The organism is Methylobacterium sp. AMS5 (assembly GCF_001542815.1).
Taxonomy (GTDB): Bacteria; Pseudomonadota; Alphaproteobacteria; order Rhizobiales; family Beijerinckiaceae; genus Methylobacterium.
Window position 1 is genome coordinate 4,690,921 of the sequence record NZ_CP006992.1, and the last position, 13,051, is coordinate 4,703,971.

The following is a 13,051-nucleotide window of genomic DNA, read 5'->3' on the forward strand; positions in this document are numbered from 1 at the left end:
CGATGAGCACGAGCACTCACGACAAGGATACCGCCCCTTCAGAGTCCAGCAACCCTCTCGGCGAAATGCCCCTACCGAGCGTCGGCATCTTCTGGGGCGTACCGGATGAAGGCCGCACGGTGTTGGTCACGAATCGCACGACCCTGGCACAGGCGGAAGTTTACGGCGATTGCCTCACCCACCCGCGCGGGCACCACGAGGTCTGGGAAGCTTGGCGCCGGCTCGGGGCGACGGCTCTGCGCCGCGGTGGTCTGCCACCGGCCATCGTGAGCTACGAGTACGAGGCGTTTCCGCGCGGGCGGGTGGTGTATATGCGCCGGCCGGCGCTGTTCACCCTCTACGCCGACCGGCGTTTGCAGCGGCCTGAGACGGTTGCCGAACTCGTCCGGCTGTTCGGCCTGACCGGGCAGACACACACGGTGTGCTCGGACGCGCACTACCGCACGCTCGCCTGACCCGGAGGACACGCAGCATGGGTGGCAGCTCAGCCGACATCGAGGCGCTGCTGGTCGATGTCACCAACCCGGACAACCCAATGCCGGGGATGCTGCCGGCAATCTTTCGCGACATCGTCGGACGGCTCGACGCGGCCGGCCGTGCGTGCCGCGATCGCGGCAGCCGGCGCGCGGCTCTTGTTCCTCCCGCCCTACTCGCCCGACTTCAACCCCATCGAGATGGCGTTCTCGAAGCTGAAGGCGCTCCTGCGCAAAGCGGCCGAGCGAACCGTCGAGGGATTGTGGTCGGCCATCGGACGCCTCGTCGACACCGTCACGCCAGACGAGTGCGCCAACTTCTTCGCCGCAGCAGGATACGAACCAGATTAAACCGAAAACGCTCTAGCTTACTGCACCAAAGGGAAGGCGCCGGTGGCGTCTGAAATGCGCCATGAGCGGACACCAGCACACCACCCGGCAGCAGACATTCAGTTTCAGATGAGCGACCGTCCGGTGTCGACCCGTTGCAGGCCCTCGGAATGTCCGCTCCAAGGATGCTGAGGTAGAGGGCAACGACCGGGTTGGGTGGGAAACAGTCTGGCTGCTTTCAGACGTGTCCGGTCCTCAAGCAGACATTGATCTTGCGGTTGTAGCCTGACGGCTGCTTCACGCCGCCTTCCGAGGGGATTGCTCTCTCATAAAAGCCAGGGCCTGCTCCGGCGTCATCGGCTTGCCGAAAAGGAAACCCTGAACCTCCGTGCATCCCGTTTGGGTCACGAGGGCGAGCTGATCCTCAGTCTCGACCCCCTCGGCGGTGATCGCGGTCCCCAGACGCTCGCCGATGCTGACCACGGCGCGGACGATGGCCTGCGCGTCGAGGTCGTCGATCTCGCGTACGAACGATCGGTCGATCTTGATCTTGTCGAACGGGAAGCGCCGCAGGTAACTCAGGCTGGAGTACCCCGTCCCGAAATCGTCCAGCGCGATACGCACGCCGATGGATCTCAGCCTGTGCAGGCAGGCGATGACCGCGTCGCCGTCCTGGATCATCAGGCTTTCCGTGATCTCCAGTTCGAGCCTGTCGGCCGCCAGACCGGAGACAGCAAGGGCGTTCGCGACAGCCGCTTCGAGGCCGGGCCGCTGGAACTGGACCGCCGAGACGTTGACGGCGATGCGCGCCTGGATCGGCCACGACGCGGCGAAGCGGCAGGCCTCCTCCAGGGCCCAGGCTCCGAGGGGAACCACCAGGCCGGTCTCCTCGGCGATTGGGATGAACTCGGCCGGCGAGACCATCCCGCGGGTCGGATGCGGCCAGCGCATCAGGGCCTCGAAGCCACGGATCTGCCCATCCGCCAGCCCGACGATAGGCTGGTAATTCAGCCGGAACTCCCCCTTTCGATGGGCCAGGTGCATATCGAACTCAAGCTTGTTCCGGTCCTCCAGCGCTTCGTCCATTCCCTTGGTGTAAACCTGGAAGCTGTTCCGTCCAGCGGCCTTGGCCCGGTAGAGGGCCAGGTCGGCGTGGCGATGCAGGAGGTCCACTTCCAGTCCATGCTCCGGTGCGTGCGCGATCCCAACGCTCGCGCCGATGGTCACGACCTGGCTGCCGAGATGAATAGGTTGGCCGATGGCGTCGATGACGGTCCGCGCGAAAGCTTGGGCGTCCTCAAGCCTGGTCCCCGGCAGAATGATCGCGAACTCGTCCCCGCCGAGGCGGGCGATAACGCCGTCATTCCCGATGGACTCCCTCAACCGGTCGGCGACGACCCGCAGAAGCCCATCCCCGGCATGGTGTCCGAGGGTGTCGTTGACCGTCTTGAAGCGGTCGAGATCCAGGCAAAGCAACGCGGCTGGAGCGTTTCCGATATCCGCGAGGCACTTTTCAAGGGTTGCATGGAAGATCGCACGATTGGGCAGGTCGGTGAGGTTGTCATGGCTCGCGACGTGGGCGATGCGCGCCTCGGAGACCTTTCGATCCGTGATGTCGATCTGGAGGCCGACGCAGCGAGCGGGCTCACCGGTCTCGTCGTCGAGCATGCGTCCGAAGGACTGCATCCATCGTGGCTCGGCCGGGACGGCAGGGTTGGCGATGCGGAACTCGCAGCTGTACGTCGACCGGTCCGCGATGGCTCGCTTGACCTCGTCCCAGACCCCGGGAAGATCGTCGGGATGGACTTGCGCCTTCCAATCGGCCAGCGGGATCTCCATAGCGTCCTGACCGACCGGAAGCGGAAGATTGTGCATGCGGGCGCTCATCGGCGAGAGCCGGACGACGTCGTCGCGCATGTCCCACTCCCAGATGCCCGCCTCGGCCGCCTCCTGGGCGAGACGCAGGAGGTCTCCGGTCGCCTTCAGCGCGTTCTGTGCCGCGATGATGTGGTCGATATCGAGCGCCGTACCGAGCCACTCGATCACCTCTCCGCTGCGCTGCAGGGGGATCATGACGATGCGGTGCCAGCGGTAATCCCCGTCATGGCGCCTGAGGCGACCTTCGAGCTCGAAAGCCTGCTTGCTTGAAACCGCGGCCTCCCAGGCGCTCGACATGCGCTCGACGTCGCCCGGATGGTTGCGGCTGTGAGTTCGCCCGCCCGACCTTTCGGTCTCGCCGTAGTAGGTACGGAAACTTGCGTTCCTGTAGGCGGTGACGCGTTTTTCGGGCGAGACGGTCCACACCATCTGCGGCAGGGCATCGGCAAGCGAGGCGTAGCGGGTATTTGCGTCGCGCAGGGCATCATCGGTATCCTCCAGCGTCGCCGCCACGCGACGATGCTCGCTCCGATCCTGGTAGACGCGCAGGTTCGCGGTCACGACCTCGGCCAAGTCGCGAAGTTGGTTGGCCTGCTCGGTCGAGAAGCGTCTTGGCTTGGTATCGATGATGCAGAGCGATCCGACCCGGATGCCGGACCTCAGGATCAGCGGTGCGCCGGCATAGAACCGGATGCGCGGCTCCCCCGTGACCAGGGGGTTCATCCCGAACCGCGCATCCTCCCCCGCATCCTCGACGACGAGAACCTCGTCGGCGAGGATGGTATGATTGCAGAACGCGACGTCACGGGACGTCCCGTCGTCGTTCAGCCCGCAGCGCGCCTTGAACCACTGCCGGTCCTCGTCGAGGAGGGAGACCAGTGCGATTGGCGTATCGAACAGGACCTGAGCCGTTCGGCAGATCGCGTCGAACTGTGTCTCGGGTGCGGTATCAAGGATGTTCAGGTCGCGCAGGGCGGCAAGGCGCTCGGTTTCGTTGGCGGGGCGCAACAAAGCGATGTCCCTCGGCGTGAACTCCAGGATCGGGCGATCCACCATCTTCGAAAAACTAATCGTGATGTCTCGCCGATAGCGAGTTAACCGATCCTTGAAACTCCGGGCTCGTTCTCGAAGTTCGTAGGCCGGGAACGGACGTCCCCACGCGCGGCAGACCGATTTGCACCCGACGTCGCGAACGGACGATCCCGCGGCGGCGCACGACTTCCCGCTTCCGGCCGTTCACGGTGTCATCGTCTTACGAACAGGGCGTCGTTTCGATTGCGCCATGCCTCGTCGGAGAGCCACTGGTAATCCTGGTCCGGCATGCGGGGAATGCTTTTGAGTTCTGCATCCGGAAAGGGGAGGAAGAAGCTATCCCGCTCCTCCGTCACCTTGAGGGAACGGATCGGCACAACGATGCTGTCCTTGCCGGGGGTGAAGAAGCCACCCGATGCAACGATGGCGTAGTCCCGGCCGTCCTTGCTCCCGAAGATGACGTTCCTGACCTCTCCGACGATCCGGTCGTCGGAGCTGCGAACCTCCGCACCGATGATCTGGTCCGCCCTCAACCCGAGGACGAGACCGTCGACATCGACGAGCGGCAAGGCGCCCTTTTGGTTGCGCCGGCCTTCCGTCGCCCCCCGACGAACCTTCGGCTCCCGCGCCGCCATCTGCTCCTCGGCCGCATCCTCGTCGTTGTCGCCCAGGCTGGTCATCGCAGGCCCCGCGATCAGTTCTCGGATGTTGGCCATCAGACGCTCGCAATCCGCATGGCGACCGTAGGACCAAAGCGTGAACGCCGCATCCCGTAGGCTCCGAAGATCCTTTACGGTCTGCCGATTGGCGGGCCCGTGAAGGTCGGGCCGTTGCAGGATGGCCTCCTCAAGCTTGGCATCCGCAATCTGACACTCGGCAAGGGCGGCACCGCCCCCAAGCGTGCAAAAGAATGAGGCGGCTATAACGAATTGAAAGGGGGTCATCGAGATCCTGGTCTATAATATCGCCGAAGCAAAACAATATTACATAGCCTTTTTATTAGAGGAAGTTATTGAATGTGAAAAGGCTCGGCGCTGAAGGTCCGGCTTCAACGGCGGGATTATAGCTGCCTAAGCAGAGCGTTCGATTGTCCCTGGCCTCGCCCTTGGACCTGATTGCCGTCTGTTCCTCGACGCGATGCCTGGGCGTCGCCTGTCGTCCGTCGCGCGAATGCGCCGACGTCATGCTCTCGATTGAGACTCGTCTTCCGGTGATGGGATCCAGTATGGCCACGATTTGCCTCGCTACCGTAAATCGAGCGGAGCTCTGCTACGGTCAAGGTTAAGATCACAAGCTCCGAGAAGTTCCGATACCAATTCGCAAATACGAAATTTATTTTAGGAATGGATGTCCTTCTGGCATAAATCCAATCTCAGTCATTGTTTTACGCAGATTAGGGATTATATTGACTCAATCGCTGGCCACTACTTTTGGGCGTCGGCGCCTGAGAGTTCGATGTGCTCCCGCCTGATCCACGCGGGGAGCGACATGGCACGCATGACCTTCGATACGCACGACGAGCGGCTTACCATCGTCCAGGGTTCGGTCGAGGGCACCGGCCTCTCCGCCGAGCGTGGGGATGTCCGACGCTCTCACCTGCCGACCTGTGTAGAGCTAGCTCTCGTTGACATCGCGACCGAACCGACCATCGTCGTACGGGATTACTCCAAAGCCTCAATGAGGACGACGAGGGGTCTTTCCTTCGTGGGAGGGGGGCCCGAGTCCACGAACGTGGACGCCGTGCCATCGTCGCACTTCGATGCGGCTTCGCCGGTATGCATGATGCAGGATCCATCCCTCCTTCTCGCATCGACGGGAGCCCCGGCTTGAAGGGGGCCGAGGGTTCGGAGCCTTCACTCCAAGGCCGGAACGCCGCGCTCGAAGCGGAGATCGCTCGCCTGAGGCGTGCCCTCGACGAATCTGTCCGGCGCGGGGGCGCAGGGTCGCCTGGGTCCGTCATGGAGCAGGAGCATGAGATTTCGGAGGGTAGGGCTGCCCTGGCGCTTGCGGAGACACGCCTGGCCGAATGCGAGCGATCCCTCGTCGACATGACGGCACGCCTCGCATCGCTAGGGCTGAGCGAGGCCCGCTATCGCCTCGCCGTCGAGAGCGCCAGGGACTACGCCATCTTCACCTTGGATCTCTCCGGGCGCATCACCGGCTGGAACAGCGGAGCGGAGAACCTGCTCGGGTGGGACGAGGGGGAGGCCATCGGCCAGCCGGTGAACGTCATCTTCACGCCCGAGGACAATGAAGACGCCATCGCCGAGGAGGAGATGAGGCTGGCCGTCACGGAGGGCCGGGCCGACGACGACCGCTGGCACCTGCGCAAGGACGGCGGACGGTTCTGGGCCAACGGCCTCATGATGCCGATGCGCGACGACGCAGGCGGCCTCACGGGCTTCCTCAAGATCCTACGGGACCTTACCGAAGCGCAGCTTGCCAGCGAGCACCAGCAGATCCTCATCCACAAGCTCAACCATCGGGTGAAGAACACGCTCGCCACGGTTCAGGCCTTCACGACGCAGACGCTGCGGTCGGCGGTCTCCCTGCAGGAGGCACGGGATACCATCACGGCGCGCCTCATCGCCCTGGCCAAGGCGCACGACGTGCTCACTGCCGAGAAGTGGGAAAGCGCCGACCTCGGCCGGTTGGTGCAGGACGCGCTGAGCCTCCACAATGCCCTTGCGCAACGCTGCCGCTGGGACGGCGAGCCTGTACGCGTGGTGCCGCGGTGCGCGCTGGCGCTGTCGATGATGCTGCATGAGCTCACGACGAACGCGACCAAGTACGGGGCCCTGTCGAACGAGACGGGCACCGTGACGATATCTTGGGCGGCGTTCGATGACGTCGGTGCTTCACCCGAAGCTATGCAACGCCTCAAGCTGCGCTGGCAGGAGGCGGGTGGCCCACCGGTGCTACCCCCGACCCGGCGAGGCTTCGGCAGCCGGATGATCGAGAGGGGCGTGGCGAACGAGCTTGGGGGAGAGGTGCGCATCTTGTTCGAGTCGGACGGCCTCGTTTGCACCCTGGACATTCCGCTCGAACCCCCTTGAGGCCCATGCATGGGCGCAGGACGTCTCACAAACCTGGCGAGAGCGGCCCGGGGTGCGCCGCCGGGCACCTCGCCGCAACGAGTCCCATGATGGGGCGGCAAAGTCCTTGGAACGGGTGGGCGCGGAGGGCCAAGGCGACCTTGCGGCAGGCGTGGGGGCCGGAACCCCATCCGGACTTGCCCCTCGGCGACGAGACAGGGGGCGGCGGCGCCGGTTGGGCGTTCTCCCTGTGAGGGTCGAAGAGACCCAACGGAAAGATCAACGATCCCCAGGCGGTCTTGGCACGTCACGGCGCACGCGGCCCATCCGTTCGGTCTACGAGGGGTCGGCGGCTCGCCTGCCCGACCCGGCCGGAGATCGTCCCATCGCCGTCGGCTCCGGGCCGTCGGTCCGGCTGGCATACGGAGGAACGTCGACCAGCGTCCCGATCAGGCGAAGCAGGGCTCGCTGCTCCGGCTTGCCGGTTCTCCCGTTGGGATGACCCTACGCCCGGTCGCGGGACGATGCGAGGAAACGGCATCGGCGGAGGCAGGGCCGGATCAATCGCGTCCAAGCACCGGGGCCGGACCTTGCAAGGGACGGCGTTCCCGGGCGGGCCGATGGCTCGAGCCATTACGCCACGAGGTATGCCTTGTTCATTCGAAGCATGACGACGACGCCGGCCGCGTCCCACTCGCGCTCGATGGACCCGTCCAACTGCTGGGTCATCGCGCGCTTGAGCAATTTGCTCCCGTAACCCCCAGGGCCGGTCGGCGCGGTCACGGGCGGACCGCCGCGTTCCGTCCAGGTGATCACCACCGCGTCCTCGTGAACGGGAGACGATACGTCGAGCGTGCCGGTCGGGACCGAGAGGGCGCCGTACTTGAGGGAGTTCGTGGCGAGCTCGTGCACCACGAGGGCCAACGTCGTCGCGGCCGCCTCGCCGACGCCCATCCTCGGGACTGAGACACGGATGCGGCCGCTGAAGGCGCCCATGTCGTCATAGGGCGCGAGCAGGATGGCAAGAAGGTCGCCGAGGAGTGCGGCCTTCCCGTCCCCACCGGGGAGTGGCCGGACGAGGTCGTGGGCTCGCCCGAGGGCGGTGAGCCGCTGGGTCAGCTCGCGCGCCATGTCGACCGTGGTGGTGGTCGATCGGGAGGTGATGGCGGTCAGGGCCGTGGCGATGGCCAGCAGGTTCTTGACCCGGTGGCTCATCTCGCCCGCGAGAAGCTCGTGGCCCTCCTCGGCCTGCTTGCGTCCCGTCGCATCGAGGAAGACGCCGAACATCACCGCTCCGATGATCCCCTGGTCGTCGCCCTGCCCCCGCGCCGAGATCCAGCGGACCTCGTTGCCATCCATGATCCGAAAATCGGTCTCGTAGGGTCCGAGGATGGCGCGCGTCGCCGAGAAGGCCGCCCTGACACGGTCGCGGTCGGCCGGATGGATGCGCGAGGACAGGTCCTCGAAGCTCACGTGGGGTTTGGGCGGAAGTCCCCAGAGCCCGAAGCCACGGGCGTCCATGGCGAAGGTGTCGTCGTCGACGTTCCAGGACCACAGCGCGACTTCGGCAGCCTCGATGGCCAGCCGCAGGTGCCGGGCGGTCCAGGAGGGAGCGCTGTCGGGTGCCGGTGTCGCCGCGACCTTTCCCATCGAACCCGCCGCACCCCCTCGGACCCCCGCCATGCCGGAAGCGCTTCGTCCGAAGACGTACATCGCTTCGGCGCGGACGTACAAGGACGCGCACGCGCATTCCCTCGGAGGGATGAACGGCTGGCCGACGCCATTTGCTGTTACGCTGCCGTCATGGCCGGATGCCGAGCCCGGTCCTGGGGGGCATCTTCCGCGATGCTTCCCGCCACATCCGCAGCCTGATAAGCCATTGATGTCCGAGCCTCCCTTGCCGACCGCCACGGCACTTTCCGGCGGCGATGCGAAGACGGTCGGTGGCGATGGGCCTCCCGTCGACGGGGCGGTCGCATACGCGACGTCGCCCGCATCGAGGTGCTGGACGAGGCGTCGGGGCCCGTCCGCATATGGCTGAGGCATTGCGCGCACGTGGTTTGGCCGAACAGCTTCCGTAGTGCCATCCACCTTTACGGGCATTCGCATGGCAGCCTGCCGGGGACGGCGGCGGGCCTGATGTCGGTGTCGACTGCTGGGATTGGATGCCGGTCACCCTGGACAGGATCCATGAGCGTCTGGCCGAGAACGCCGCGAGGGCCGGCTTGTGACCGCCTCTGCTGACCGTCAACGCCTATGGCTGTTCAGCGATCTCCAAGGCGCCCGTCCTTGCGCAGACGCCTACGGAGAGTCGCCACCAACCCTCTCGGACCGCATCGCCAACGGCTGCGTGCGCCTTAGAGTCCGTCCGATAAGTCATGATGCTCGCCCGAGCCTTCGGACGAGGATCATGACGGCGGCGGCGTAGAGGAAGGCCTGGGCCGAGGCGAGGGTCGCTTCCGGGTCCTTCCAGAGGCGTCGGTTGCGGCTGATCCATCCGAAGAAGCGTTCCACCACCCATCGGCGTGGATGCACGGCGAAGCCGACCTGATCCTTCGGTTTGCGCACGATGTCGATGGTGATGACGGTGGCGGTCGCGGGTCTGTCGCCGGCATAGCCTGCATCGGCGAAAGCTCTGACGATGAACGGGAAGGTCCGCCGCGACAGGCGCAGCACCGGTCCAGCCCCATCGCGATCCTGAATGTCGGCGGTCTGCGGATCGAGCACGAGGGCGCGCCCGTCCGTGTCGACCAGGGCCTGACGCTTGCGGCCCTTGACCTTCTTTCCAGCGTCGTAGCCGCGCGGGCCGCCGCTCTCGGTGGTCTTCACGCTCTGGCTGTCGAGCACGGCCGCCGTCGGCGAGGCCTCGCGACCGGCCCGCTCCCGGTCGGCCATGACCAGGGCGTGGTTGATCCGCCCGAACAATCCCTCGTCCCGCCAGCGGCTGAAGTAGCCGAACGTCGTGCTGCGCGGAGGGAGATCCTTTGGGATCAACCGCCATGCGATGCCGCCGCGCAGCACGTAGAAGATCGCGTTCAGGACCTCCCGCATCGTCCAGACAGGCGGACGACCACGCGAGGCGGGCTCTGGCATCATGGGCGCGATCACCGCCCATTCCGTATCCGTCAGGTCGGTTTCGTATCGAAGGCGCGCACGGTTATGCTGCCGGCGAGTGGTCGGGGTCCACATGGCACGTCCAGATGAGGCTTCAGCACCCTTCTGGAATCACCGCCATTCCGGCCACTCAACCCCTGCCGGACGTTATCGGACGGGCTCTTAGGCCCCCGACCCATTAATGACCGTCGGTGCTGCACCTTGCTTTGCCGTTCGCAGAAATAGAGTCTCACGTCCGCTTTCGAGCACTCGATGGAACAAACGGGATGACCATGTTGGGTCGGATGTGGAACGTCCGCTTCGGGGCGCAAGGTTAGGGTCCGGTTGCCACCCAGTCCGGCCTTTGACGCTTGTGGCATGATTGTCGGACGGTGAACATCTCGGGTAAGACGCCGCGCTTCCACGGCTACGGCCGCGTGCCTACATATTCCTCGTGCCCGTACTCCTAGCGCTTGGCGCCGCCATCCTGTTCGGTCTGGTGTTCGGCCCCCAGTGGTGGGTGCGCCGGGCGATGCAGCAACACGTCCCCGAGCGGCCGGACTTGCCCGGGACCGGTGGCGAACTCGCCCGCCATCTGCTCGACCTAGCACGGCTGGAGCACGTCCTCGTCGAGATCGCGCCTGCCGACCACTACGATCCGGTCGCGAACGTCGTGCGGCTGTCGCCGGGGAATCATGACGGCCGCTCGATCACGGCGGTCGCGGTCGCGGCGCACGAAGTCGCCCACGCGCTCCAGCACGCGGCGGGAGTCCGACTCCTCGCGGCGCGGGTGAGGTTCGCTCCGGTCGTGCAGGGCTTCGAGTTCGCCGCGGCCGTGGTGATGATGACCGCGCCCGTGGTGCTCGCCTTCGTACATTCGCCCATCCTGCTGGCCCTGCAGGTGGGTATTGGCATCGCGCTCCTCGGCGTTCGCGTCCTGTTTCACTTTCTGACGCTGCCCGTTGAACTTGATGCGAGCTTTCGCCGGGCCCTGCCCATCCTGGAGACGGGTCGCTACCTCGACGCCAGCGACATGCCCGGTGCCCGCACCGTTCTGCGCGCCGCCGCTCATACTTACGTGGCCTCGTCACTCGTTGCGCTCGTGAATATTGCCCGCTATCGGCGGCTCCTACCGTTCTAAAACCTCCGAGGCGAGCGCCAGATTTCCCAGCCGCGCTTACTTAACAGCGCACCATCTCTTCCCGGTCAGACCTGATTCGCTGCTTGGCCCCCCTAGGGGAAGGCGGGGAACTGGGTGCGGCGGCCTGGGGTAGGCAGCCGCGACGTCCGTTAAATATCGGTCTGCTCGGACATGGCCAGCGCGTCATCTGCCTCGATACCGAGGTAGCGCACCGTGCTCTCCAGCTTGGTGTGGCCGAGCAGCAGCTGACAGGCACGTAGGTTGCCTGTCCGTCGGTAGATGAGTGCGACCTTCGTCCGACGCAGGCTGTGCGTGCCGTACCCCGCCGGGTCGAGGCCTATCAGCGCTACCCATTCGTCGACGAGCCGACCATACTGGCGCGTCGTCAGGTGCTCGCCCGGGCGGCTGCGACTCGGGAACAGCCAATCACTCGCACGAAGCCCCCGCAGCTTGAGCCAGGCAGTCAGCGTATCACGGGTGGTCTCGGTCAGCTCGAACGGGACGGGTCGGCCCGTCTTCTGCTGGACGATGGTGGTGCGCAGGCGGACGCCGTCGCCGAGGTGGACGTCTGTCACGCGCAAGCGGACTAGATCGCAGCCGCGCAGCTTGCTGTCGATGGCAGTGTTGAACAGGGCGAGGTCGCGAATGCGGCCCTCGTGCTGCAGCCGGGTGCGGATCGCCCAGATGTGCTTTGGCTTGAACGGCGGTTTGGGACCGATGAGGCGGCCAAGGTTCCACGGTCGGCGGGTTGTGTCGGTGGTTGAAGGCATGATGGGACTCCGTTTTCCAGGAGCCATCAGCATCTCACTGCGATCCGCCCACACTGCAGCTGCGCGCCACTTCCAGACCTTCGCCCCAAGCCAGGAAGCGGACTCTGCGCATAGGCTGTGCGAACGGTCGGACCATCATGATGGCGCCATAGTCAAAGACCGCGCCCACCGACTGGAGGAGTTATCATAGGAATTTTTCCGGTCGACCGTTGCGAAATGAGGGGCTTGGGTCAGCCCGTTTCGGCACCGTGCCGCGCGGAGGCCTACGACGTGGAACTCAGCCCGAAGCCATTGTGAACGGCTGCGATGCGAAGTGGCTCATGGCGTCCACGGACAGTACGCAAGCCCAGATCCTCGACGATGATGCCGCTTGGCAGCGTGCCGAGCCGATCAAGCAGGTCGCCCGAGATGAGGATCGAGACGCCGAGTTCCTTCGCGACAGATTCAAGACGGCCCGTGGTGTTCAGCGTGTCACCGAAATATGCGATCTTGTGTCGTTCAAGTCCGATTTCAGCGGTCACGACCGAGCCGCAGTGAAGTACGGCGCGGAAGCCCGGAACTTGGCCGAACTCTGCCACCCAGCGCTCGGCGTCGTCGGCGATCACCTGTGCGAAATCGAAAACGCACCGCAGACACGCTGCAGCTCGCGTTCCTCGCTTCATCGTCCAGCTCACGAGGGCCATGTCACCGACATAATCGTCGATGGAGCCGCGCGCGCGGTGCACCGGCAAGGCGAGCGCGCTGAAGATCGCGCCAAGATAGCGCTGAGCCGCCAAGTCGCCGTGCTGCTCAGCGAAGCGAGTCGAGCCTGCAACGTCGAGGAAGAGAAAGATGCGCTCCTCGCTGATCGGTCGATGGTAGCGCCCGATCAGCAGGTTCGCGAAGACGCGGGGCCCGATCAGATCCCGGACGCGGAAGACGAAGGCCGACAAAGCGGAGATTCCGAGGGCGTAAGCGAGCCCAGCATCGGACATCAGCATCGCGACGCGCGGGTTCGGCATGTAGCCGAACGCGTGGTGCAGAACCGTACCGGCACCGGCATTCCCGGCCGCGATCATCGCGATGTAGGTAGCGAGCGTCGCCGCCACGAAGATGGGAGTCGCAGCTCGTCGGATCAGGTCGCGCCAAGCCTGGAACAGCAGGCCACGCTCGTACAGGAGGACGGGCGCGCCGATAAAGGCGCCACGAATGCCGGAGACCAGCAGCTCGACATCGAAGATGAGACCGTAGAGCAGGCCCGCCAGCATTCCTATGACGGGTGCCACGATCCAGAAGCCGGCTCGGAACGGAGGCATGGAG

General features: G+C 65.3%; 10 protein-coding genes and 1 pseudogene. 5 read left to right on the forward strand and 6 right to left on the reverse strand.

Annotated features, from left to right (window positions below; genetic code table 11):
• Positions 1-2: 2 nt before the first annotated feature.
• Together Y590_RS21075 and Y590_RS21080 are read left to right on the forward strand one after the other, a co-directional pair.
• Positions 3-455, forward strand: a complete 453-nt coding sequence (locus Y590_RS21075; protein ID WP_060771566.1) for a hypothetical protein — start codon at positions 3-5, stop codon at positions 453-455.
• A gap of 141 nt (positions 456-596) precedes the next feature.
• A pseudogene (locus tag Y590_RS21080) lies at positions 597-824 on the forward strand (transposase); the annotation flags it as partial.
• Between the two features lie 276 nt (positions 825-1,100).
• Here Y590_RS21080 and Y590_RS27445 read toward each other — a convergent pair.
• The gene (locus tag Y590_RS27445; RefSeq protein ID WP_060771567.1) at positions 1,101-3,737 is read right to left on the reverse strand and encodes a sensor domain-containing phosphodiesterase; all 2,637 of its coding nucleotides are present in this window, start codon (positions 3,735-3,737) and stop codon (positions 1,101-1,103) included.
• 188 nt (positions 3,738-3,925) lie between these two features.
• Positions 3,926-4,657, reverse strand: coding sequence for a PRC-barrel domain-containing protein (locus Y590_RS21090; protein WP_060771568.1), 732 nt, complete (start codon positions 4,655-4,657; stop codon positions 3,926-3,928).
• Positions 4,658-5,210: 553 nt separating this feature from the next.
• Between Y590_RS21090 and Y590_RS26620 the strand changes: the two genes are divergently transcribed.
• Entirely contained in the window at positions 5,211-5,543 is a 333-nt protein-coding gene (locus Y590_RS26620; protein WP_144440022.1) for a hypothetical protein, read from the forward strand.
• A gap of 218 nt (positions 5,544-5,761) precedes the next feature.
• On the forward strand, positions 5,762-6,769 hold the full coding sequence (locus Y590_RS21100; protein WP_286161795.1) for a sensor histidine kinase: 1,008 nt from the start codon (positions 5,762-5,764) through the stop codon (positions 6,767-6,769).
• Between the two features lie 612 nt (positions 6,770-7,381).
• Here the strand turns inward: Y590_RS21100 and Y590_RS21105 are convergent.
• Together Y590_RS21105 and Y590_RS21110 are read right to left on the reverse strand one after the other, a co-directional pair.
• Positions 7,382-8,398 carry a sensor histidine kinase gene (locus tag Y590_RS21105; RefSeq protein WP_060771571.1) on the reverse strand — a complete coding sequence of 339 codons (1,017 nt, stop codon included), beginning with the start codon at positions 8,396-8,398 and terminating at the stop codon, positions 7,382-7,384.
• 726 nt (positions 8,399-9,124) lie between these two features.
• Positions 9,125-9,937 (reverse strand): IS5 family transposase, encoded by an 813-nt coding sequence (locus Y590_RS21110; protein WP_060768287.1) that lies wholly within the window; start codon positions 9,935-9,937, stop codon positions 9,125-9,127.
• 358 nt (positions 9,938-10,295) lie between these two features.
• Between Y590_RS21110 and Y590_RS21115 the strand changes: the two genes are divergently transcribed.
• Positions 10,296-10,982, forward strand: coding sequence for a zinc metallopeptidase (locus Y590_RS21115; protein ID WP_060771572.1), 687 nt, complete (start codon positions 10,296-10,298; stop codon positions 10,980-10,982).
• 149 nt (positions 10,983-11,131) lie between these two features.
• Here Y590_RS21115 and Y590_RS21120 read toward each other — a convergent pair whose 3' ends face one another.
• Both Y590_RS21120 and Y590_RS21125 read right to left on the reverse strand, forming a co-directional pair.
• Positions 11,132-11,752: a tyrosine-type recombinase/integrase gene (locus tag Y590_RS21120; RefSeq protein ID WP_060771573.1), complete on the reverse strand. Its 621-nt coding sequence runs from the start codon at positions 11,750-11,752 to the stop codon at positions 11,132-11,134.
• Between the two features lie 263 nt (positions 11,753-12,015).
• Complete coding sequence (locus Y590_RS21125) at positions 12,016-13,047, reverse strand: adenylate/guanylate cyclase domain-containing protein (RefSeq protein ID WP_060771574.1); 1,032 nt, start codon at positions 13,045-13,047, stop codon at positions 12,016-12,018.
• Positions 13,048-13,051: the final 4 nt, after the last annotated feature.

Excerpts from the sequence above, each read along its gene's own strand:
- Y590_RS21075 (WP_060771566.1), top strand. The coding sequence starts at position 3 with ATGAGCACGAGCACTCACGACAAGGATACCGCCCCTTCAGAGTCCAGC.
- Y590_RS27445 (WP_060771567.1), bottom strand. The coding sequence starts at position 3,737 with ATGGTGGATCGCCCGATCCTGGAGTTCACGCCGAGGGACATCGCTTTG.
- Y590_RS21090 (WP_060771568.1), bottom strand. The coding sequence starts at position 4,657 with ATGACCCCCTTTCAATTCGTTATAGCCGCCTCATTCTTTTGCACGCTT.
- Y590_RS26620 (WP_144440022.1), top strand. The coding sequence starts at position 5,211 with ATGACCTTCGATACGCACGACGAGCGGCTTACCATCGTCCAGGGTTCG.
- Y590_RS21100 (WP_286161795.1), top strand. The coding sequence starts at position 5,762 with ATGACGGCACGCCTCGCATCGCTAGGGCTGAGCGAGGCCCGCTATCGC.
- Y590_RS21105 (WP_060771571.1), bottom strand. The coding sequence starts at position 8,398 with ATGGGAAAGGTCGCGGCGACACCGGCACCCGACAGCGCTCCCTCCTGG.
- Y590_RS21110 (WP_060768287.1), bottom strand. The coding sequence starts at position 9,937 with ATGTGGACCCCGACCACTCGCCGGCAGCATAACCGTGCGCGCCTTCGA.
- Y590_RS21120 (WP_060771573.1), bottom strand. The coding sequence starts at position 11,752 with ATGCCTTCAACCACCGACACAACCCGCCGACCGTGGAACCTTGGCCGC.
- Y590_RS21125 (WP_060771574.1), bottom strand. The coding sequence starts at position 13,047 with ATGCCTCCGTTCCGAGCCGGCTTCTGGATCGTGGCACCCGTCATAGGA.